The 20,473-nt window shown below is 61.3% G+C and carries 22 protein-coding genes and 1 tRNA gene; 7 read left to right on the forward strand and 16 right to left on the reverse strand.

Features of this window, described 5'->3' with window-relative positions:
- The first annotated feature begins 8 nt into the window (after window positions 1-8).
- Window positions 9-1,349: an HlyD family type I secretion periplasmic adaptor subunit gene (locus AUC70_RS01010; RefSeq protein ID WP_083241127.1), complete on the forward strand. Its 1,341-nt coding sequence runs from the start codon at window positions 9-11 to the stop codon at window positions 1,347-1,349.
- Between the two features lie 31 nt (window positions 1,350-1,380).
- Here the strand turns inward: AUC70_RS01010 and AUC70_RS01015 are convergent, their stop codons facing one another.
- Window positions 1,381-2,472, reverse strand: a complete 1,092-nt coding sequence (locus AUC70_RS01015) for a GNAT family N-acetyltransferase (RefSeq protein ID WP_069443182.1) — start codon at window positions 2,470-2,472, stop codon at window positions 1,381-1,383.
- Between the two features lie 213 nt (window positions 2,473-2,685).
- Window positions 2,686-2,889, reverse strand: a complete 204-nt coding sequence (locus AUC70_RS17440; protein WP_069443183.1) for a hypothetical protein — start codon at window positions 2,887-2,889, stop codon at window positions 2,686-2,688.
- A gap of 387 nt (window positions 2,890-3,276) precedes the next feature.
- On the opposite strand from AUC70_RS17440, the gene AUC70_RS01025 reads away from it, so the two are divergent.
- Both AUC70_RS01025 and AUC70_RS01030 read left to right on the forward strand, forming a co-directional pair.
- Window positions 3,277-3,972, forward strand: coding sequence for a hypothetical protein (locus AUC70_RS01025; RefSeq protein ID WP_141701879.1), 696 nt, complete (start codon window positions 3,277-3,279; stop codon window positions 3,970-3,972).
- The gene (locus AUC70_RS01030) at window positions 3,969-4,253 is read left to right on the forward strand and encodes a hypothetical protein (protein WP_069443185.1); all 285 of its coding nucleotides are present in this window, start codon (window positions 3,969-3,971) and stop codon (window positions 4,251-4,253) included. Before AUC70_RS01025 ends, AUC70_RS01030 begins: the two co-directional genes overlap by 4 nt.
- 509 nt (window positions 4,254-4,762) lie before the next feature.
- On the opposite strand, the gene AUC70_RS01035 is transcribed toward AUC70_RS01030, so the two are convergent.
- The 3 genes from AUC70_RS01035 to mnmA all read right to left on the reverse strand — a co-directional run bounded on the left by AUC70_RS01035 (window position 4,763) and on the right by mnmA (window position 7,040).
- Window positions 4,763-4,839 (reverse strand) — tRNA-Met (locus AUC70_RS01035).
- 201 nt (window positions 4,840-5,040) lie between these two features.
- Window positions 5,041-5,790: a class I SAM-dependent methyltransferase gene (locus AUC70_RS01040; protein WP_244505443.1), complete on the reverse strand. Its 750-nt coding sequence runs from the start codon at window positions 5,788-5,790 to the stop codon at window positions 5,041-5,043.
- 44 nt (window positions 5,791-5,834) lie between these two features.
- Window positions 5,835-7,040: a tRNA 2-thiouridine(34) synthase MnmA gene (gene mnmA / locus AUC70_RS01045; RefSeq protein WP_069443279.1), complete on the reverse strand. Its 1,206-nt coding sequence runs from the start codon at window positions 7,038-7,040 to the stop codon at window positions 5,835-5,837.
- Window positions 7,041-7,449: 409 nt separating this feature from the next.
- Between mnmA and sciP the strand changes: the two genes are divergently transcribed.
- Entirely contained in the window at window positions 7,450-7,728 is a 279-nt protein-coding gene (gene sciP, locus AUC70_RS01050; RefSeq protein WP_069443187.1) for a CtrA inhibitor SciP, read from the forward strand.
- An 87-nt stretch (window positions 7,729-7,815) separates the two neighbouring features.
- Here the strand turns inward: sciP and AUC70_RS01055 are convergent, their stop codons facing one another.
- From AUC70_RS01055 to AUC70_RS18485, 3 genes are all read right to left on the reverse strand, one after another.
- Window positions 7,816-8,937: a hypothetical protein gene (locus tag AUC70_RS01055; RefSeq protein ID WP_069443188.1), complete on the reverse strand. Its 1,122-nt coding sequence runs from the start codon at window positions 8,935-8,937 to the stop codon at window positions 7,816-7,818.
- Between the two features lie 125 nt (window positions 8,938-9,062).
- The gene (locus AUC70_RS01060) at window positions 9,063-9,386 is read right to left on the reverse strand and encodes a HigA family addiction module antitoxin (protein WP_069443189.1); all 324 of its coding nucleotides are present in this window, start codon (window positions 9,384-9,386) and stop codon (window positions 9,063-9,065) included.
- Window positions 9,386-9,880 (reverse strand): type II toxin-antitoxin system RelE/ParE family toxin, encoded by a 495-nt coding sequence (locus AUC70_RS18485; RefSeq protein ID WP_342021940.1) that lies wholly within the window; start codon window positions 9,878-9,880, stop codon window positions 9,386-9,388. Before AUC70_RS18485 ends, AUC70_RS01060 begins: the two co-directional genes overlap by 1 nt.
- A gap of 54 nt (window positions 9,881-9,934) precedes the next feature.
- Between AUC70_RS18485 and AUC70_RS01070 the strand changes: the two genes are divergently transcribed.
- The gene (locus AUC70_RS01070; RefSeq protein ID WP_069443190.1) at window positions 9,935-10,720 is read left to right on the forward strand and encodes a hypothetical protein; all 786 of its coding nucleotides are present in this window, start codon (window positions 9,935-9,937) and stop codon (window positions 10,718-10,720) included.
- 34 nt (window positions 10,721-10,754) lie between these two features.
- On the opposite strand, the gene AUC70_RS01075 is transcribed toward AUC70_RS01070, so the two are convergent.
- Together AUC70_RS01075 and AUC70_RS01080 are read right to left on the reverse strand one after the other, a co-directional pair.
- Window positions 10,755-11,240: a YajQ family cyclic di-GMP-binding protein gene (locus AUC70_RS01075; RefSeq protein ID WP_069443191.1), complete on the reverse strand. Its 486-nt coding sequence runs from the start codon at window positions 11,238-11,240 to the stop codon at window positions 10,755-10,757.
- Between the two features lie 119 nt (window positions 11,241-11,359).
- Window positions 11,360-11,758: a flagellar export protein FliJ gene (locus AUC70_RS01080; protein WP_069443192.1), complete on the reverse strand. Its 399-nt coding sequence runs from the start codon at window positions 11,756-11,758 to the stop codon at window positions 11,360-11,362.
- Between the two features lie 395 nt (window positions 11,759-12,153).
- Here AUC70_RS01080 and ctrA point away from each other — a divergent pair, with 395 nt between their 5' ends.
- Window positions 12,154-12,861, forward strand: a complete 708-nt coding sequence (gene ctrA / locus AUC70_RS01085) for a response regulator transcription factor CtrA (protein WP_045368334.1) — start codon at window positions 12,154-12,156, stop codon at window positions 12,859-12,861.
- A 91-nt stretch (window positions 12,862-12,952) separates the two neighbouring features.
- Here ctrA and AUC70_RS01090 read toward each other — a convergent pair whose 3' ends face one another.
- From AUC70_RS01090 to chpT, 6 genes are all read right to left on the reverse strand, one after another.
- The gene (locus AUC70_RS01090) at window positions 12,953-13,888 is read right to left on the reverse strand and encodes a CheR family methyltransferase (RefSeq protein WP_069443193.1); all 936 of its coding nucleotides are present in this window, start codon (window positions 13,886-13,888) and stop codon (window positions 12,953-12,955) included.
- 117 nt (window positions 13,889-14,005) lie between these two features.
- Window positions 14,006-15,049, reverse strand: a complete 1,044-nt coding sequence (locus AUC70_RS01095; protein WP_244505445.1) for a protein-glutamate methylesterase/protein-glutamine glutaminase — start codon at window positions 15,047-15,049, stop codon at window positions 14,006-14,008.
- An 88-nt stretch (window positions 15,050-15,137) separates the two neighbouring features.
- Window positions 15,138-15,503: a response regulator gene (locus tag AUC70_RS01100; protein ID WP_069443194.1), complete on the reverse strand. Its 366-nt coding sequence runs from the start codon at window positions 15,501-15,503 to the stop codon at window positions 15,138-15,140.
- 37 nt (window positions 15,504-15,540) lie between these two features.
- The gene (locus AUC70_RS01105) at window positions 15,541-16,014 is read right to left on the reverse strand and encodes a chemotaxis protein CheW (protein ID WP_069443195.1); all 474 of its coding nucleotides are present in this window, start codon (window positions 16,012-16,014) and stop codon (window positions 15,541-15,543) included.
- Entirely contained in the window at window positions 16,011-18,632 is a 2,622-nt protein-coding gene (locus tag AUC70_RS01110) for a hybrid sensor histidine kinase/response regulator (protein WP_069443196.1), read from the reverse strand. Before AUC70_RS01110 ends, AUC70_RS01105 begins: the two co-directional genes overlap by 4 nt.
- A 158-nt stretch (window positions 18,633-18,790) precedes the next feature.
- Window positions 18,791-19,429 carry a histidine phosphotransferase ChpT gene (chpT, locus tag AUC70_RS01115; protein WP_069443280.1) on the reverse strand — a complete coding sequence of 213 codons (639 nt, stop codon included), beginning with the start codon at window positions 19,427-19,429 and terminating at the stop codon, window positions 18,791-18,793.
- Between the two features lie 134 nt (window positions 19,430-19,563).
- On the opposite strand from chpT, the gene cysQ reads away from it, so the two are divergent.
- On the forward strand, window positions 19,564-20,424 hold the full coding sequence (gene cysQ / locus AUC70_RS01120) for a 3'(2'),5'-bisphosphate nucleotidase CysQ (protein ID WP_158007319.1): 861 nt from the start codon (window positions 19,564-19,566) through the stop codon (window positions 20,422-20,424).
- Window positions 20,425-20,473 lie beyond the last annotated feature (49 nt).

Raw genomic sequence — 20,473 nt, forward strand, 5'->3', positions numbered from 1 at the left:
GTGCTGCGATGAGTCAGTTACCGGTGCCCCAGGAATGGTATGCAGGCATTCCCCGATCGACGCGAACCGCGACTACGTTCGGCATATTTATAATGGTCGCATTCTTGCTCGGCTTTGGGTCGTGGGCTTCAACGGCACCTATCGCCGGCGCGATCATTGCCGGCGGATCATTCGTCGCAACCGGTGAGAACAAGATCATTCAGCATCTGGAAGGCGGCGTGATCAAAGAGATCCGCGTTCGCGAAGGCGACGTCGTCGAGAAGGGCGACGTTCTCATCGACTTGGATGAGAGAGAGCCGCGTACCGAGTTGCGCCGCTTGGAACTGCGCAAGGCCCGCGCCGTGGCCCAAGTGGCGAGACTGACCGCAGAGATGAACCAGCAGGACGATGTGGCCTTCCCGCCCGAACTCGTTGAGCAAGAATCCGATCCTGACATCTCGGAAACCCTCGAACGCGAACGTCAAGCGCTGACCGCGCGACGCAATGCCGTCAAGACCGAGATCGCGACTTTGATGGAAGGCGTCGACGCCTTGGATCAGAGGGTTGAAGGCGGAAAGCTTCAGGTCGCGGCAGTCCGGCAGCAGTTGGAGTATGTCGAGGAAGAGCTCGAAGGAAAGAAGAGCCTGCTCGGCAAGGGGCTCATCCGAAAGCCGGAGGTCCTATCGTTGGAACGGGCCAAGGCGAATCTGTCAGGAGAGATCGGCAGGCTCACGGGAGAGATCGGAGACGCACGCGAGCGCATAGCACGCATAAAGGAGCAGGTGACCGGCGTCCAGAACACTACCGTCAAGACGGCGGTCGAGGAGATGCATAAAGTCTCCGCCGAACTCAAGGACGTGCGCGAACTCATAAACGCGGCAAAGGCGGTGGTCGAGCGGGTCAGTATCACCGCACCGGTCAAAGGTATCGTCGTGAAACTCCAATATCATACGCCCGGCGGCGTCATCGAACCGGGCAAACCAATCATGGAGCTTCTTCCCGTCCAGGCAGAGTTGCTGATCGAGGCCCAAGTCAGACCGCGGGACATTGACGTCGTGAAGCGCGGCCAGCACGCGATGGTGCGCCTCTCGGCCCTCAACCGGCGCATCACGCCAATGATCCCCGGCGAGGTCGTGTACGTCTCGGCAGATTCGCTCGTGTCAGGCAAACAGGATACGACGAACCCTCAAAGCGATGTCTATATCGCACGCATCAAGCTGGATCTGATCGAGGCGTCGAAACTCCCGGACTTCGCGCCCACGCCCGGAATGCCCGTGGAGGTCTATATCAAGACAGCGGACCGGACGTTCCTCGAGTATCTATTCAAGCCCATCGAGGACAGCATGTCTCGAGCCTTCCGCGAATTGTGACGAGCCGACGCTCTCCGAGCCGCGCTGCCGCTCAATGCACGAGAGCGCTTGGTTCTCGCTGCAGCGTCGATGCCGCCTGGAATGCGGAGTCGGCCTCTCCTGTCTTGCCGAGAGCGAACAGTACCTGCGCTAGCCTTGAGTAAGCCTCCGCGTTCGACGGTTTGAGCTGGAGGAACCGGCGGTACGTTTTGGCCGCGTCCGCAAAACGACGTTCCGCCTCGAATGCAAGTCCAAGCCGAAGCCACGCATTGTCGGCATCCGGCTTAATGGAAACGAGTTTCCGGAACATTTGCTGTGCTCCCCGATAGTCCCGCTTGCGCATCAAGAGCTGCCCACAGCCATACAGCGCCGCCGGTGACCGGGGCGTCACGTCGAGCACCTGGCGATAGCCGCGCTCGGCATCGAAGAGATTGTTCGCCTTATGGAGACGCATCGCCATTTGCAGGACGCGCAGGACACAGCGCGGATCGAGCTTGCCGCCGATATTCCGATTCCCCGGCGCTGTGATGACGAGATTTTGGAGTACCAGCTCGTCGACGCCGAACATGTATTTGTACTCTTCGTTGCCGCGCAGAAAGTCGTAGGTGGCGATCCCGTTCTCGATGGCGTGCCGCAAGCTGTAAGCATGAAGGGCAACGCCCGACGGGACGGGCGTGCGAACCGTTTCATCGCGTCCGGCCATCGAGAACAGAAACGCCTTCTTCTGATGATCGACAAGTGTGGCGAGCGCGCCGAGTGGCCTGTCCCCCTGCCACATGATCGGAAGGAACAACGCGCCCTCGTCGAAGCACGCCTGGAACATGCCTCGATTGGCCCGCACCAGTCCGGGCAGGCGGTCGCCTTTGCGTTGCGTCCACTTGATGCGCCAGAAATTCAACAGGATATCGAGGTCGCGATCGAACGTTTCGGCGGAGGCGACGGTGATGCGGTACTCCGTCCCCTCGTCCACTTTCCGCAAAAAGCGGCGCATCTTTTGCCGCGTGTTCGAGCCGAGCCCCGAGAGATAGGCATCCCATGAATCCGGCAGGCTGATATACGGGCAAACGAGATTGTTGACGTTGTCTCTCTTATTGAACGCGGGAACCTCGATGCGGCGGAAGTTCTTCGCCGGCAGGCTGCGCAAGAGACGCTCGAGCCTGGCGGGAGAGGAGCGGAAAAACTCCAGTGTCAGCGCCGCCCAATTCGACCTCCGAAGAAAGCGGCTGAAGGCGGGGACCGCCTGTCCTTCGTGTTCCGGGCGCGTGATGAGGCCGGAGTAGTCCGACAGCCCCCGGCCGGCGAGCGTGATCTCGTTGTAAAATCCGAACGCCCCTCTTTCGCATTTTCGTGCGCAGTCTCAGAGGAAAGAACGCCACATAGTCGGAAGAGTTGTCGGCGCCGCGGCGAGAACGAACCATTGAGACCTGTCCCCATCCAGCCAGTTTGAGATCCAAGTCCAGGACAGGAAAAATTGCGCCTCGGGATCGCTCGCATACACGGCCTCCCAATTCTCCCTGATATCAAGCAATTCCTGGTGCGTGTCGATGATGTCAATACGCATTGGGTACGTCTTATACCAGTTACTCCGACCTTCAAATAGTACTATGGCGCTCCTGTCATGTATATAATCTTCTTGTGCGAATAAGTTTTAAGTACACATGCCCTGTTGAGTCGCTATAAAGCTTGTCCGGGCACTGGTCGAATGCTAGATTTTTCTCGGTGCGCGAGAGTCCCTTCGATTTGGAACGGAAACAGCCCCACTGCTACTGACAGATCGAAAGGCGCTCGCGTACCACTGTTGGCTTGGCGACACCCGACGCTGAGGGAGCCCTAAGTTGTTCGGTTGGCTGACCTCTTCAGACCCGCCACACGGCCTCAGCCGCGAACGGCGACCTACGAAGGTTTCATCGCGTGCAGCGACTGCGATGCATTGTGGGCCGACAAGCTCATGCAGCAGCTTGAGCGCTACTATGCGGACAAGCCGGCCGAAGGAAAGCACCACTTTTTCCAGGCGAACAAGGACGAAAGCGCGACGTATGCGCTAGCGCAAACCACCATTGGCGCCTTGGAGGCGTCGCGAAGCCTCATTGTGATTTGCTCGCCAGCGGCAGCAACAAACTACCAAGTGAACGAGCAGATCCGCGCCTTCAAATCTCACCATCCCGCGCGGCCTGTCTTCCCTCTGATTGTCGATGGAAGGCCCGGCGATGAAGAAAGAGAGTGCTTCCCGCCACTGCTCAAATTCGAATTGGATGCGGATGGAAGCATTACGAAGGGGCCGCTCGACATCGAGGCGACCGACGTCAGCCAAGGCAAAGACGAGCCTGGGCGTGCTGCTGCTCGGATAGCCTCCAATCTGTTGGGTTTGTCCTCGGACAAGGGGGCCTACAGCGCCCCGCGTGGAAAGAGGCGCTCGCCGCGTTCGCGTCTGGCCTCGTTGATGAACCTTTGTATTGTGCTGGGGCTTGCCTTGATCGTCGTCCGGAGTGGGCCGACGACCAACGAAGCGTCTTTCGATCGGACCCTGTATCTGGCAGCCGCCAGCTTGGCACGACAGCGCGGGAGGCGATTGACGACGGCGCGCCACAGACCACCGTCGTCAGGTTCCTCGCGAACGGTGAGTCGGTACTTTGGGACGTCATGAAGCACGGTCCGCTGACGCCAGAAACGAAGTACCGGAGAGCGACCGCGCTGCTTAATTTTGCGCGCACGTATAACAGGCTTGGAGACACGGAAAGGGCGTCAACCGCCGTCGACGATGCTCAACAGCTCTTGCTGAGCCTGCGCAGCGCGGAACCGCACAACGCCGAATTCGTGCGCAAGCTGGAGATCGCTGACGAGGCTCTCGCAGCCTTCCTAGCAAAAGGGGAACGCTCAACCGACGTCTCGGCATCCGGAGAACCACCTTCCAAGTCGGCAGAATAGATGTCAGAACAGATAACAAGCCATGTATCCGATCTGGGTACGCAAAGTATAATTTTCTATCTTGAGAGAAAAAATAAGGAAGCCCCGTACGGGGGGACACGGGGCTTCCTAAATTCCCATGGGGCTGTGATGGGAGGGAACCATCACACTTGCAACTATAGCACATTTACTTACTAAAGTGGAATAAATATGCAGTAGTGGCGGGCTCGCATTTCATGTTTATTCCCAAGATTTCCAAAATCCGTCAATTTACTGAGATGCGACCGGCCAGGATTGTCCACTAGGTGCGGCGCCGATAAGGATGGCCGTTGATGGCACGAAGCGGAGTCTGCAAGGGGCTCGAACGAGGTCCGCTATCGGAGCGAAGCAGACCTTCTTCTCCATGGGTTCGACTGTCGCCCATTTGTGAGGACACGGCCCGGCAGAGACCGCGGCAATTTGCTTTCGCTGCGTCGCAGTCTGATCCTGCAAACGCAACACACGCCTTGGGCCTATCTGATCGATCTAAGTGGTAGCGGAGGAGGGACTCGAACCCCCGACACGCGGATTATGATTCCGCTGCTCTAACCGGCTGAGCTACTCCGCCCCAATGCGGCGTGGGTTGAGGCCCACGCATTCCAGATCGTCGGCCTCTTAGACCCCAACTTGGTCGCGCGCTCAAGTAGCGCAAAGCGCGGTAGCGCGAAAAATATGCGCTCAAGCAGGCCGCTAGGCCGATAACGCAAACAAATAACCTAGCGCTCGGCCAATTGATTCTGGAGGCGGCGATATAGGGACCGCCAGTAATTCAAGTCAAGCATTCTCCGTACCGACACGGCCTTGCGCTGCGGCGCGTCCGGCGCCTCCGCCTTGCCGCCGTTCGCCAGGAACGTCCGCGCGGCCTGCGGGCCGATGGCGAAGCCGGGCTCCTTGACGAAGCGCAGCATGGTGAAAAGCCCGACCGGAAAGAGCGGCTTGCGCTCCACCAGGCGCAGATCTCGCACGTGAGCACGCGCTCGGGCTCGAACACTGCGTGCCAACCGATGAGATCGGCGAAATGCGCCAATTTGCGCTCCAGGAACCCGCGCACCCCATGCTCCTGGCTGAAATGGTTGACCAGGATGACCTCGCCGCCGGGCGCGCAGACGCGCTCCAGCTCGCGCATGACCTTCACCGGGTCCGGGACCACGGTCATCACATACATGGCGACCACGGTGTCGAAGCTCTCGTCCGCGAAGCCGAGCGCGCTCGCATCCATCTCGTGCAGCCCGTCCACGTTGTCGAGCTTCTTCTTGGAGACCTTCCCCATCGCCTTCTCCAGCATCTCGGGAGACAGGTCTATACCGGTGATGGTCAGGTGCTTGCCGTAGGCCGGCAGCGAAAGCCCCGTGCCCACGCCGACCTCGAGCACGCGCCCCTTACGCTTGTTGATGATCCGCACCGCGTGCTTGCGGCCGGCATCGGCGACCTGGCCGAACGTGTAATCGTAGACCGGCGCCCAGCGGCGGTAAGCGTGACGAACGGACTCCGTATCCATCGTCGGATGATTGGAAGACAACGCTGAACCCTCCCCGAGGCTATGCCGCTTGCCCGTGCCGCGGCCTAACGCGATTGTACCAAAAACGCCTCGGCCGGCAGCGGCGCCGCCTGAGCCGGGATTGCATCCTTGGTCATAAAGGCTCCCGCGGCGGACTTGATCCAGCCGCCGCCAAGAAGCCGCTCACCGCCGCCATTGGCGGCGTAAAACACACAAGCCTGTCCGGGCGACACGCCCTCCTCGCCGTCGGCGAGCTCCGCGAACACCGACCCGTTCTCGGACACGACCGTCGCTGCCTGCAGCGGGCCCGTGGAGCGGATCCGCGCCAGAACCTCGAGGCCGCCGGCCACCGCCGTCTCGAAGGGCTCATCGCCCAGCCAATTAACATCGCGCAGTTCCACGCTCCGCGCCAGCAGCGCTTCGCGCGGTCCCACGACCACCTCGTGGCGGGAGGCATCGAGCTTGACCACATAAAGCGGCTCGGCTGCGGCAATCCCAAGGCCGCGGCGCTGGCCGATGGTATAATTGATGATGCCCGTGTGCCGGCCCAGCACCCGCCCGTCCACATGGACGATATTGCCGGCCTCGGCCGCGCCCGGCCGAAGCCGCTCGATCACCTGGGTGTAGCGGCCGGACGGCACGAAGCAGATATCCTGGCTATCGGACTTGTCGGCGACATCGAGGCCGAACTCGCGCGCGAGCGCGCGCGTCTCGTCCTTCGGCAAGCCCCCCAAGGGAAAGCGCAGGAAGGAAAGCTGCTCCGGCGTGGTGTTGAACAGGAAATAGCTCTGATCGCGCTCCTTGTCCGCGGCGCGGTGCAGCTCCCAGGCCTTCTCGCCCGGGAAGCTCTTGATGTAATGGCCCGTGGCGAGCGCGTCGGCGCCCAGCCCGCGCGCCGTCTCGAGCAGATCCCGGAACTTGACCGTCTGATTGCAGGACACGCACGGGACCGGGGTCTCGCCTGACAGATAGCTGTCGGCGAAAGCGCCCATGACCGCCTTCTCGAACTCCCGCTCGTAGTCGAGCACGTAATGGGGAATATCGAGCGCAGCCGCCACGCGGCGGGCATCCTTGATGTCCTGGCCGGCGCAGCAGGCGCCCTTCTTGGCCACGGCCTCGCCATGGTCGTACAGCTGCAAGGTGATGCCGACCACGTCGTACCCCTCGCGCTTCAACAGGCCGGCCACGACCGACGAGTCGACGCCGCCGGACATGGCGACGACCACCCGCGTCTCGGACGGACGCCCTGGAAGATGCAAACTGTTAACCATAATTGCTGTTAGGCGCTCTTTCGGATCGATGCGCTTCCGGCCCTCGCCCGTCAGAGCCTGCCGCGCGGGCACCGCAACCTGTAAACTCAGGCGGACGGTCATGCAACGACACCCGGCCTATTGGTGTCTCACAGCCGTCGCCTCGCAGACGCTGCCCTGTCCCTAATCCCTTGTGACAGTTCGGATAAGTCCAGAAACATAGGCAGCAGGCCCGGCCCGCGCAAGCCAAACGGACAGCAATCGGCGCCAAGTCACGATTCAAGAAGCTAAGAAACTTTAGACAATTCAGAGAGTTTTGGGGATTTGCTTGCGGGTAATTTTACTGCCCGGCTTAGGCAATTCTTAAATGGGGCGGAGCTAAGGTCCCCTTGATTGTTGCTCATCGAGTGTTTTGTGAGTGTTGCGTACGATGACTGAACATTACAGGCCGCGTGTCCGATATGTAATCGGGCCGGACGGAAGTCCGCTGACCGTCGCCGACCTACCCCCGAAGAACACCCGCCGCTGGGTCATCCGGCGTAAAGCGGAAGTCGTGGCCGCCGTCCGCGGTGGCCTCTTGAGCCTCGAAGAGGCCTGCGACCGCTATACGCTGACCGTGGATGAATTCCTCAGCTGGCAGCGCTCCATCGACAAGCACGGCCTCGCCGGCCTGCGCGCGACCCGCATCCAGGAATATCGCGGCAACTAGCCCGCCTTCTCCACCCTAGCGCTGAGCATTCAATGGCCGGGCCCGCCCCGGCCATTTTCTTTGGCCGCTTCGCGGCGGGGCGATCTGCTAGGGCTGTTGGCCCACCGCCGCTCCGTTCTGCGGCACGCCCAGAACAGCCGGAAATCCCACAAAGAAGATGCGGCATGGCATGGGGTCGGCCATGCTCTCCTTGAACCAGCTAGGCTCGGCCCCGGGTTGATTGACGCCTATCTGATAGTCCTTGTCGAAGAAGCCGACGAAGGACGACAGATCCGGGTGAAGCCTTTTCATCCCCGTGAGATTGGGGAAGTCGTTGCTCTTGTACCGTGTTTTGACGTGGAGATCGTACGGGCCCTCATAGGGCTTGATCGTGCCCGAGATGATGTCCGTGTAGATCTTGTCGGACGCGGCCGGCCCTTGCAGCGTGAACGCGTTCGCGTCTTTCGGGTTCTCAAGGGGTATGAAGAGGAACAACGAGGCGTTCCCGCCCAGCTTGGCGGCCTCCTCCTTGCAGATGACCATGTCATTCTTGATCCGGTTCACGGCGCTGACGCGGTTCGAGACCGTGGCCTCGTCGATCTTGTGGAGGATGCCGATGGACTCGATGTTCTGGATCTTGTCGTGCTGGTGCCAGTCGATCCGCCCGACTTCGGGGGAGAGCAGCAGCTTCAGATCGTCCTGAACGAAACTGTCGCCCTTCAGCACCGATTTGGTCTCGCCGACCCAGGTGACCCCATCCTTATCGAGTGTCCCGTCGATGCGGACTTTGTATTCGATGTCGCCGCTCTTGTAGATCTCGAGCACCTTGTCCTTCTTGGCCGGATCGACCCGCAGGACATACGCCTTTTCGCCGAGCACCTGCCCCCCGTTCTGGACGGACCGGATCAGCCCCGCATAGACCCCTTCGATCTTCCGGTCGTCGCGGCTGACGTTCTTCTTGACGGCAACCGCCTTCTTGTCGGGCACCGGCACCGCGGGCGGCGCCTCGGCCTTCTTGCCGAAGAGCGTCTCGTAAATCTGGGTATCCAGGTAGCCGAGGAAATTGTCCGTATCGACCTTGGGGAAGGACGTGACGATGACCGCCGCCGCGACCGAGCCCGCGATGCCAAGGATCACTTCGATGAGGATCGCGTCCCGGTTCTTGCTGCTGCGCCGTGCGATGAGGAGCAGAAGAAGCACGAGGACGACGAAAATGATGATCGAAATCATGGGCTAGATATAGACGAAACGGGCTTTGCGGGCAGCGGGAAGGCGGGCGGGCACATCGCCGCTTAGATGGGCCCCCGGCGCCGGAAATGCAATTCTGGGGTGAGGGCCGCCGTGCAGGTGCTGTCCTAGGCCGCCCGGAGCTTTTTGGCCGGTCCGACGTCAACCGTTCGCTCGGCCTCCCACAGATCATAAGCGGACTGCATATTGAGCCAGGATTGGGCGGAGCCGCCAAAGGCTGCCGCCAGCTTGACCGCCGTCTCCGGGGTCACCGGCTGCTTCTCCGCGAGGATCTGATAGAGCTGGTTACGGGACATGCCGAGCCCCTTCGCGATGGCGGTCTTGGTCAACCCCTGCCCTTCGGTGACGGCAGGGATGACGTCTTCGCGAAGCAGCGCGCCGGGATGGGTGGGTCTCCGGTTCGGGTCCCTCTTCGGATAGGTCTTGGTCATCAGTGATAGTCCTCGAAGTTCACATCGATGGCGTCGCCGTCTTCCCACGCGAAGGTCATGCGCCAATTGCCCGAGACCGTCACGGCATAGGTGCCCTTCCGGTCGCCTTTGAGCTCGTGAAAGCGGTAGCCGGGCAAATCCATGTCCGTCGGATCAGCCACAACATTCAGGCGGTCCAGCATTCTCTCAATCCGGCCGACACGCTCAGGCGGAAGCTTCTTGGCCTCGCCCTTTTCCCAGAGGCCTTGAGGCCCTTGTGCCTGAACGACCGGATCACATTTGTAATGTAATGGATTACAAATGAACGTCAAGCAACACATTACATGGCGGCGCTGATCCAGGCAGACGGAGCGCCAGCGTCGGGCCGATCGCCAAGCCAAATCGCATGCCACCCATTTACCGCGTCTCATGATTTTGGCGCTCCATCCCTGGACGAATGCCCCACTACGCTTGCAGGATGGCAATGAAATCTGCAACTTTTGGTTCGGTCGCATTGTGGCCTTTCCAATCTCGATGGGACGAACCGGAAGACCGGACGCACCACAGACTTGATCCTCTTCATCATCATCTATTGGCAAGTCCTGCTGGCCATCTTGGTCTTGTTCGCGGCGTTGATCGCACTCGGCCGACTCGCAAACCTGTCATGGGGCTCGTCCCTGGCATTGATACCTGCCGCGCTCGCAGCGTCTTGGATCGCCTACGGCCTCGCTTATCCGTGGCACACCTACAGTTTCAGGCTGACTGTAAATCTGGATGTAGATGGAGAGGTAGTCAGTAGATCCGAGATCTATCAGGTATGGTCTGCCGAGACGCCACTGCAGAGAATCCTCCTTGGAGTGGGTCCTCAATACCGGCAAGAGATAATTGGGGAAGCGATCTATTTCGATATAGGACAAAGGCCACTTGTTGTGACCATGGCCGCGATCAATCAGGGCGGAGTGTCTACTGTTGTCCTGGCCCCCGCGCTTCTTGGGGCTCATGCAGGGGGTTGGTGGGCATCGCCGAAATTCGCGGAAGCTATCGCCGACAAGTTGGCCATCTCTGTCTCGCTAGAAAGGTTGCCGGATTTCATCACCTTTCTGCGTCCACAAGACCCTAACTCATTGCGGCTGGTCGATCGCGATTCTCTCTCCGGCCTCTACCGGCACAAAGTGGCATTCAGCTCCGCCTCCTTGGTGTTCACCAGTGAACGACCCGGCCCGTTCAATCTATTGAAGCACTTCGCTTGGTTGCGCTCGATAGACAGGCCTTTCCCCAGCAAAGTCGAAGGCTCAATGGTCAGCTATGGGCCCATCGCATTCAGGCGAGCAGACCTGATCAATGGCTACTTTTGACAGCGTGAAAACCTGACAAAGAAGACGCGAAGCGTCAGTCCCGGAAGTTCTCGAATTGGAGCGGCTGCTCGATGTTGAGGCCCTTCACGAACTGAATGACCTCCTGCAGGTCGTCGCGCTTCTTACCGGTGACGCGGAGCTCGTCGCCCTGGATGGCGACCTGAACCTTGATCTTGGAGCCCTTCACTTCCTTGACGATGCGCTTGGCAAGTTCCTTGTCGATGCCCTGGCGCAGGAGCACGTTCTGCCGGACCGACTGGCCGGCCGCCTTCTCCACGGACTGGTAATCGATGACGCCCGGCTCGATCCCCCGCTTGGCGAGATGGCCCTGCAGCAGCTCGTGCATCTGCTTGAGCTTCAGGTCGTCGTCGGCGTGGATGACGATGACGCCCTCGTTCCGCTCGATCTTGGAATTGGAGCCCTTGAAGTCGTACCGCTGGCTCATCTCGCGGGTCATGTTCGCGAGGGCGTTGTCGACGTCGGGCATCTCCGTCTTGGAGACGATATCGAATGAGGGCATGGCGAGACCTCCGCGCGGGGCAAAGTTTCTTGTTCGCGCACATCTAACGAGAACCGGCGGTGGAGGTCCACCGCCGGTTCATGGTCTTCAAACTACAGAGTGACCTCCAGAGGCCGCTATCAGCCCGCGGCGCGGGCCACGCCGATCATGCCGAAGCCGGTTTCCGGCTCGACCTCGCGCCCACGATCGGTCTCGCGCCCTTGCAGAGCTTCGATCTTCCGAAGCTCTTCTTCGGCCTCTTCGAGTTCCCCTTTGGCCGCGCTGAGCTTGGCCTCGAGGCCGGCCACCGACACCGCCAGATTGTCCCGGCGCTGCATGGCCGCCTTCGCAAAGGTCGGATAGGCGTAATGATTGACGTCTGAAACGCCGGCGCGCTCTTGCTCGACGGCGATCTGCCGGTCGAGATCCACCGCCATATCGTTGAATTCGGCGATCATGGACTCGATGTCGGCCACCTTGCGGCGCTTCTCGTCGACCTCGAAGCGCTTCAAACGAATGACTCCGTCGCGTGACTTCATACTCAATACCCTCAAGCCTGTTCGGGTCCGCGCATATTACACGGACGTTACTCTACTGCCACGAGCCGACTGACGGGCGCCCGGCATTCCCCAAGCCAGGTCCCTAAACGGCCTCTAACAAGTCTCAAGGACCGGTTCCCCCCGCCCCTTCACGCAAGATCATCGCCGACAGGACTTAAGCGCCGGTAAACCATATGAATTGCATCTAATCGAACATAGCGGTCGGAAAAGTCTGCAATCCGGAGCCTGGGGTTAGCGGATTTGGTTAGCACTATCCTGTTGATTAGTTTTTGTTAACTATTGGCCGTTAATTTTTTGATTCGAAATTAACCAATCAGCGTCCGACGTATTGGGTCAGGGGACAGCCAGGATTATGAGAATACGGGGGATTTAAGATGCGGGTTCTTCTGATCGAGGACGACAGCGCCACGGCGCAGAGCATTGAACTAATGCTGCAGTCCGAAGGTTTTAACGTCTACAAGACTGATCTCGGCGAAGAGGGTGTCGATCTCGGCAAGATTTACGACTACGACATCATTCTTCTCGACTTGAACTTGCCGGATATGAGCGGCTACGAGGTCCTGAAGTCCTTGCGTGTCAGCAAGGTAGCGACCCCGATCCTTATTCTTTCGGGCCTTGCAGGCATTGAGGATAAGGTTCGTGGCCTCGGCTTCGGCGCCGACGACTACATGACCAAGCCCTTCCATAAGGACGAACTGGTGGCGCGGATCCACGCCATCGTGCGCCGTTCCAAGGGCCATGCGCAGTCGGTTATCCAAACCGGCGGCCTCAAGGTTAACCTCGACACTAAAACAGTCGACGTTAACGGCCAGCGGGTCCATCTGACCGGCAAGGAATACCAGATGCTCGAATTGCTCTCCCTCAGGAAGGGTACGACGCTGACCAAGGAGATGTTCCTGAACCATCTCTACGGCGGCATGGACGAGCCGGAACTCAAGATCATCGACGTCTTCATCTGCAAGCTGCGCAAGAAGCTGGCGGCTGCGACCGGCGGAAAGCATTACATCGAGACGGTTTGGGGCCGCGGCTACGTGCTGCGCAACCCCGACGACGAGACGGACACCGGCGAAGCCGCCGCGTAAGTCTTTCGAACTCTCGATTGTTGGATACGAAGATGGCCGGGCTTGTCCCGGCCATTTTTGTGCCTGCACGCAGGCAGGACGGGACCGGCGCCTAGTCCTTCTTGGGCTCCGAATCCCCGTCAGTGCGCAAGCCCAAATCCGCGAACTCGGCTAGGAACGCGGACAAAGTCATGCCGCACGCGCGCGCCTTGGCTTCCAGACGGTCGGCCGTCACAGGGTCGAGCCTGACGCTCCGGAACGCGCCGGCCGGTGCCCGGTCTATGTCAGCCAGTCTGTCCGCTTTGACACCATCGGCGCCGTACCCAGCCCCAAGGCGATAGACGCCCCCGAGCTGTCCCGAGACCCGCTGGAACTCCGCCGACACCCCCAATGTCGTCTCCGCAGCCCCGAGCACAAGATAGCCGTCGGGAGCGAGCGAACGCGCCAGCCGCCCCAAGACGGAGGTGCGCTGGTCGGCGCCGAGATAGATCAGGACGTTGCGGCACAGGATGATGTCGAAACGGCCGAGCTGCGCGTAGCTGTGCAGCAGATTCTGCTCGCGAAAGTCGACGCGCTCGCGGATTTCGGATTTGACCTGCCAGAGCGGCCCGAACTTGTCGAAGTATTTGATCAGCAGTTTGACGGGCAGCCCGCGCTGAACCTCGAACTGCGAATACTGCCCGGCCTGCGCTTTGCCCAGAACCGCCTGGGAAAAGTCGGTGGCGACGATCTCCACGGACCAGCCGTCCAGCGCGCGGCCCTTTTCGGCCAATAGCATCGCCAGCGAATACGGCTCCTGCCCTGTCGAACACGCGGCGCTCCAGATGCGAAGCCGGCGCTCCCCGGCGCGCCGCTCCATGAGCTGCGGCAGCATCACGTCGCCGATATAGGCGAAGCAATCCTTGTTTCTGAAGAAATAGGATTCCGGGACGGCGACGGCCTCGGCCACGCGCTGGCGCAGCCGCCCACTGTCCGGTTGCGACAGTGCCATCGTCAGATGGGTCATCGATGGAAAGTCGAATTCCGTGAGCACGGGGCCGAGCTTCACGCGACCGCGGCCATGGTGTTTTCTCCGAGCACGGCCCCGGAGTGGTCCCGCAGGACCTCGCCGATACGCTGGAATTCGTGCGCTCTCATGGCTGACCTCGCGGCTGCTGTCCCGCGATCAGTTGCCCTGCCGTCCTGGCAATTTCGTCCAGAGGAAGGATCGCCGCGCAGGCGCCGGACGCGCCGCCGCGCTCGGCATACCCCAAACAATACTCGTGCCGAAATCCTGCGCGATCACGCTGCCGCCCGCATCGGCAATCTGCTTGGCGCCCGTTGCGCCGTCCGTCCCCATGCCTGTCAACACGATGCCAAGCGTTCGGGTGGCGAAGACCCGGGCCGCACTCTCGAACAGGAGGTTCACCGAGGGACGGTGGAAATTGACCGCAGGCCCCTGCCCGACAGCAATCCGTGGCGGCGCGCCCTGCTCGATCGTCATGTGTCCATCACCAGGCGCCACATAGATGCGCCCGCCGACAATCTCCTGACCGTCGCGCGCCTCTGTGGCCTCGATGCCCGAGACCCGGCCGAGCCGTTCGGCGAGTGCGGCGGTGAACAGCGGCGGCATGTGCTGAGCAACCAGCACGGGGGTTCGGCCAAGCGACGGCGCCAAAGACTTCAACAGGCGGCTGAGCGCCTCGGGTCCACCGGTGGAACTGCCGATCACGATGGCTTCCGGCGGACGCGATGAGTAGGCATGCCGCGCGAACTGCTGCGCCGGGCCGCCGTCCCGTGGATGGCCGGTGAACCGCGACCGCCATCGCACGAGGCCTCTGACCTTACGCAGCAGCTCTCTGTGGAACTCGGGTAGACCGACGATGTCTCGCTGCGCCTCGGGCTTCGCCAGGAAGTCCACCGCCCCCAGCTCGAGCGCTTTGAGGCTTATTTCGGCATTGCGCCGGGTCTGCGTCGAAATCATCAGCACACGGGCGTCCGGACAGGCTCGCTTGAGAAGCGGCAACGCTTCCAAGCCATCCATCACCGGCATGTCGATATCGAGGATGATCACGTCGGGCGCACAGTGCACCGCGGCGTCTATGGCCTGCTTCCCGTTGGCATGGCGGCCGACAACCTCCAAGTCCGCTTCGGATTCAATCCATCGCGCGACAACGCCGCGAAGGACGCCGGAGTCATCCACGATCATGACACGACCGGGATTGGCCACAGGCTGGTATACGCGCCTGCCGCCGGGAGGAGGAGGCGCCTGGTAATTTGGCATATGCGAAACCTTGCCCAAGGCTGCCATGGGCGTCCTAGAGCAATCCGACTTCCTGAAACTTCTCTTCGATGATCTCTCGGTCGAAGGGCTTCATGATGTATTCGTTGGCGCCGGCCGAGATCGCCCGGGTGATGTGTTCCACATCGTTTTCGGTCGTGCAGAAAATGACTTTCGGCTCTTGCCCGCCCGCTTCCTTGCGAAGCGCGACCAGAAACGCAATGCCGTCCATTTCCGGCATGTTCCAGTCGAGCAGGACGACATCGGGCATCGATGTGCGGCACTGGTCGAGCGCATCCCGCCCATTCTCGGCTTCAGATGTACTGAAACTGAGCGAGTCCAAAATTCGTCTGGCCACTTTGCGAATGACGGCGCTGTCATCCACGACCAAGCAATGTTTCATTGTCTTTCCCCTCAAAGGCATGTCGGGCCCAGCGCCCTCACGCAGCAACTCCGCAGTGGTTGAGATCGAGAACGCGATCCACGTCGAGCACCGTCAGGAGCCCACCGTCCAGCCGGCACACGCCGGCACAGAGGCGAGCCCAGCGCGCATCGAGATTTGCCGGCGCCGGCTCAACACCGGACTGAGTGGTCCACATCGCCTCTCCGGCCTTGTCCCCGATCAGTCCAAACATCTCACCGCCCTTTTCGACGCCGAGCGCGACCATGGGATCGCCGGGCACGCGCAACGGCAGTCCGAGTCTCGTGCGCAGGTCCAGCGCGGTTACGATCCGGCCACGCAAATTCAGAAGTCCCATGACCTCGGCAGGTGCCAACGGCACCGGCGATACGCGGTCGGGCACAAAGACATGCTTGACCCGCGAGAGCGGCACACCGAAGAACTGACCGGCGACGGCGACCGTAACCAACCCATTCGTGAGCGGGTCTGCCTGATGTTCGGATTCGAATGTCACGCGGCCTCCTCCCTGAACTCGCGCCAGTTCCCGAGCACTTGCATTAGAGACCGTCTGTCGAACTTGCCGACCAGCACATCGAATCCCGCCAGGCGACTGGCCTCGGAAAGCCGGGGGCTTTGCTGAGACGACAATCCGATCAGTGGAACCGAATCCCAGGCGGAATCCGCTCTGATAGCGCGCGCAAGCTCGAGCCCATCCATACCCGGCATCTCGATATCGCTCACAACGATGTCGAAACGGATGCCTGCCTCCTTGAGGTCCAACGCCTCCTGACCAGATGAAGCCGTCGTGACCGCATAGCCGGAGCCGCGAAGCAAAGGCGCAAGCATGTCGCGGAAGAACTGACCATCGTCGACAAGCAACACACGCGGCGGACTGTCCGTATTCGGAACGAGTCCTGCCCCCTGTTGCCGGAGGATCGAACCGAGATAGTGCGAGACATCGACGATCTCGACAGCCTGGTCGCGCACGACGGCGCTTCCGGCGATACCGTCACCATCGGACTGCAAGGCAATCGACAATGGCTCTTCGACGATGTCGACGATCTCGTCGACCACGAGGCCCGCGGCGCGCGTTCCTTCAGAGAACACGAGCACCGGCAACATGTCCGGCTGGTCCGGTGCTTCGGCATCGTCGAGGCGAACGAGCGGAAGAAGTCCTCCGCGATACTGGATGACCTGTTGAGCGTCGCACGTCTCGATCGCCTTGGCGGGAATCTCTTCCAGCCGGGTAATGAGCGACAGAGGCAAGGCCTTGAGACCCGGCGACCCGGCCCGAAATAGAAGCATGGCCGTGCGATTGTCGGCCTGCGCCACCGGTGCCGCCGCGATCGTGTCGTCTTCGACCCCCTCCATCGGCCCGATCATCTCGGACAAGGCTCTCGGATCGACGATCATGATGACGCTGCCGTCGCCGAAGATCGTCCCGCCGGAGTACATCCCGATCGGCCGTAGCAGTTTGCACACCGGCTTCACCACGATCTCCTCCGTCCGGGAGGCTGCATCGACCAAGATGCCGAAGCGCTGCGTGCCGACGTGCAAAATCACTGCGGTTCCCCCAGCGGCATTGATGTCCCGCCAGTCCTGCCGGCGCAGATCGAGTTCCGCCGCAAAATCCAGCAGCGGGATCAGCCTATCGCGCAGGTGAAGAACGGCCGCCCCGTTGATCGTTTCCACAGGGTGCGCCGCCACATCGCCGACACGCACCAGTTCGGCGATGCTGAACTGCGGGATGGCGAACCGCATACCGGCCACATCCACGATAAGCGCCGACATGATCGCAAGCGTCAGCGGAATCCTGATGACAAACGTCGTACCCTTCGGTGACGTTGAGGCGAGCGCCACGGTGCCACCGATCGATTCGATATTGCTGCGGACCACGTCCATGCCGACGCCGCGGCCGGAGATTTCGCTTACGGTCTCCGCGGTCGAGAAACCCGGCTGAAAAATGAGGTCGTAGATTTCTTCGTCTTGAAGTGCGTCAAGCTCGGCCGTCGTCGCCAATCCGTTGGCAACCGCCTTGCGCCTCACGGCCCCGACATCCAGCCCGCGCCCATCGTCGGAGACTTCGACGACGATGTTGCCACGCTGCTGCGATGCCTTAAGGGTGATGCGGCCCATCTCGGGCTTCCCGGCTTCGATACGTTCCTCCGGGTTCTCAAGACCATGATCCGCCGCATTGCGAACCATATGCGTGAGCGGATCCTTGATCGCCTCGAGAACCTGCCGGTCGAGCTCCGTGTCGCCGCCCGACATCGTGATCTCCATCGGCTTTCCGAGTTCGGTGGAGAGCGTGCGAACAATCACCGGCAGTTTCTGCCATGCGTTGGCGATCGGCTGCAGGCGCGCCTTCATGATCGCGTCTTGGAGTTCGACGGTGACCGCGGACAAACGCTGCAGCGGCGCCGCGAAGGCGGGCTCGTCCGCATGCGTCGCGACATCCATCAGCTGATTACGGGCAAGCACGAGTTCGCTCACCGTCGTCATCAGGGTTTCCAGCGTGTCGACGGCAACCCGAACGCTCTGAACGCGAAGGGCCTTCGGCTGAGCCTCGGCAATCGGCCGCTCTTCGGAAATCACCTCGGTATCCGTGTCCACGGCAGGGGACGCATCGAAAGGCTGCGCCGGATCCGCGGGCGCGACCAATTCCTCTTGCCAGGCGCGTTCCAATGCATCGAGGTGGTTGTGGACCGGCGAACCGGGCGAGGTGTCCGGACCGGTGTCAGCATTGATGGTCCCGATATCACCCTCGGCCAGCGCCGTGAGCGCTTGAATCAGGTCGTCGTCGTTCCCCTCGGGCTCGGTACCGTCGCGGCCGAGCACGGCGAGAATCTGTTTGAGCCGTTCGAGACTGGCGAGGACAACCGTGACACCGGCCGACGAGACAGGCGCACCGTCGCGATACCCGCTCATGAGCGCTTCGACCGCGTGCGCGAGCTTGGCTATCCGTGGCAGATCGAAGAAACCGCACGTGCCCTTGATCGTGTGGGCGACGCGGAAGATCGTTTTGAGCATCTCCGCGTCGTTCGGGTCCGCTTCAAAGCGCACGAGACACGCGTCCAGCTCTTCAAGCTGCTCGCCTGTCTCGACCAGAAACTCGCCTAGGAGATCGTCCATGACTCAACCCCAACGCGAATCGCCGGTGATTCACGCTGCCCAAACCCCAAGAATTACTGGGAGGATTGTCCGTGATTCCTGGTTTACGGTCCGTTGACGGCATAAATGTCTGCCCGCTCCCGAGAAAGGCGACAGTGCGAAAACCCGTCCTGGAGGTCCTAGCGCGCCTGAAAGACGACTTCGTCCTCACCGGACGTCGTGGTGACGGTCATGCCGGATGCCTGCGCCACCCGCGCAGCATAGTAGGGCTGGATCGAATGGGCATCGACCTCGCCCCCGGCATCGCCGGTGAGCAGCGCGGCGACCTGATCGCTAAGACGCGCGGCCTTACCCGTCGCCGTCACCGTGAAGGACACATCCGGGCCATCGCCGGCGATAACAGCCCGGATTTTGCCACCGCGCGGCAGCGCCACGACCCCGAGCCCAACCAGGTTGAGCAGCAGCTTGACCTTGTTCTTCGGAAGAATGAGCGCGGGCCCGTCCCAAACGAGTTCATGCTTCTCGCTGGTCTGAACGAACGCCTGCGCCACCTTCTCCGCATCGCGGGTGTCGATCTCGGCGCCGGCTGATCCCGCCGCCCCGAAGGCGATCCGGGCAAACTGAAGCTTGGCGGAGGCTTGGGTTGCGCTCTTCAGGATCAAATCCATCGCCGCCGCGCGCATCTCGTCGTCCGGCTCCTCGGCCAGCATCTCCAAACCGTTGGAAATGGCGGAAACCGGGTTGATGATGTCGTGGCAGATACGGCTGGAAACCAGCGCCGTAAGGTCGAGATCGCCGAGCGCGATCGGCTCCGACATGGTTTTCTCCTTGTCGCGTCCGCAGTGGCGCTGCGGAGTTATCATGGCCAGGCCACGAATTTCTGTTACACGAAGGGCGCAATCATCTCGAACGCACACGCAGACCGAATCACAGCCCTTTGGAGCATCTTGCCTTGTCAGCACCAAGACACACAACAGCGGCTCTTGCCGAGCCGGCGACCGTCTTCGATCTTCGCGCCGCCGCACAAGTTCTCACCGACGCGGCTGCGAAGGCCGGGGCCGCGATCATGGCCCACTACGGTGCGACGGACGAGATCGACTACAAGGAAGACAACTCTCCCGTGACGCAGGCGGACCGGGACGCGAACGACATTCTCGAGGCTGCGCTCCGCGATTTTGCGCCTTCGATCCCGGTCGTATCGGAAGAAACGGCGACGGACCGCAAGGCGCCCCTGGGTCGTACCTTCTTTCTCGTGGACCCGCTGGACGGCACCAAGGAATTCATCAAGAAGCGCTCCGACTTCACCGTCAATGTCGGCCTGATCGAGGACGGGTTCCCGTGTTTCGGCATGGTATACGCGCCCGCGCGCGGCCTTCTTGCCGTCACGGTCGCCGACGGCGTCGCCATCGAGGCTTCGATGCCGCCGAGCGCGGCCGGCGCCGACCTGGACGTGCTGACCCAGAAGCGCCTGCACGCAAGGGCCGCGGATCCCGGGGCCGTTACGGCCCTCGTCAGCCTGTCTCACCTTGACGCAAAGACCGAGGAGTTCTTGGAACGGTTCTCCGTCGCGGAGCGCTCCGGCGCCGGATCGTCCGTGAAGTTCCTGGAAATCGCCCGCGGCAATGCGGACGTTTATCCGCGCCTCGCGCCCACGATGGAATGGGATACGGCGGCGGGCCAGGCCGTGCTGGAGGCGGCCGGCGGCCATGTCGTGGACATGAAGGGCGCGCGCTTCGCCTACGGCAAATCGGATGCCGGGCTGAAAAACGGCAGTTTCGTCGCCTGGGGTCGCACCGTCTTAACGCCCCGGTAAGCCTTCCACCGTTTGGTAACGCTTTCGGTCAACAATTGCGGTCGAGGCA

This window comes from Methyloceanibacter stevinii, assembly GCF_001723355.1.
GTDB lineage: Bacteria > Pseudomonadota > Alphaproteobacteria > Rhizobiales > Methyloligellaceae > Methyloceanibacter > Methyloceanibacter stevinii.

Coding starts and splice junctions, on each gene's coding strand:
- AUC70_RS01025 (WP_141701879.1), top strand. CDS start 3,277: ATGCAGCAGCTTGAGCGCTACTATGCGGACAAGCCGGCCGAAGGAAAG.
- chpT (WP_069443280.1), bottom strand. CDS start 19,429: ATGTCGGAGCCGATCGCGCTCGGCGATCTCGACCTTACGGCGCTGGTT.
- ctrA (WP_045368334.1), top strand. CDS start 12,154: ATGCGGGTTCTTCTGATCGAGGACGACAGCGCCACGGCGCAGAGCATT.
- AUC70_RS01030 (WP_069443185.1), top strand. CDS start 3,969: ATGAAGCACGGTCCGCTGACGCCAGAAACGAAGTACCGGAGAGCGACC.
- AUC70_RS01075 (WP_069443191.1), bottom strand. CDS start 11,240: ATGCCCTCATTCGATATCGTCTCCAAGACGGAGATGCCCGACGTCGAC.
- AUC70_RS01100 (WP_069443194.1), bottom strand. CDS start 15,503: ATGAAACATTGCTTGGTCGTGGATGACAGCGCCGTCATTCGCAAAGTG.
- AUC70_RS01010 (WP_083241127.1), top strand. CDS start 9: ATGAGTCAGTTACCGGTGCCCCAGGAATGGTATGCAGGCATTCCCCGA.
- AUC70_RS01060 (WP_069443189.1), bottom strand. CDS start 9,386: ATGACCAAGACCTATCCGAAGAGGGACCCGAACCGGAGACCCACCCAT.
- AUC70_RS01110 (WP_069443196.1), bottom strand. CDS start 18,632: ATGGACGATCTCCTAGGCGAGTTTCTGGTCGAGACAGGCGAGCAGCTT.
- AUC70_RS01080 (WP_069443192.1), bottom strand. CDS start 11,758: ATGAAGTCACGCGACGGAGTCATTCGTTTGAAGCGCTTCGAGGTCGAC.
- mnmA (WP_069443279.1), bottom strand. CDS start 7,040: ATGGTTAACAGTTTGCATCTTCCAGGGCGTCCGTCCGAGACGCGGGTG.
- AUC70_RS01055 (WP_069443188.1), bottom strand. CDS start 8,937: ATGATTTCGATCATCATTTTCGTCGTCCTCGTGCTTCTTCTGCTCCTC.
- sciP (WP_069443187.1), top strand. CDS start 7,450: ATGACTGAACATTACAGGCCGCGTGTCCGATATGTAATCGGGCCGGAC.
- AUC70_RS17440 (WP_069443183.1), bottom strand. CDS start 2,889: ATGCGTATTGACATCATCGACACGCACCAGGAATTGCTTGATATCAGG.
- AUC70_RS18485 (WP_342021940.1), bottom strand. CDS start 9,880: ATGCGACCGAACCAAAAGTTGCAGATTTCATTGCCATCCTGCAAGCGT.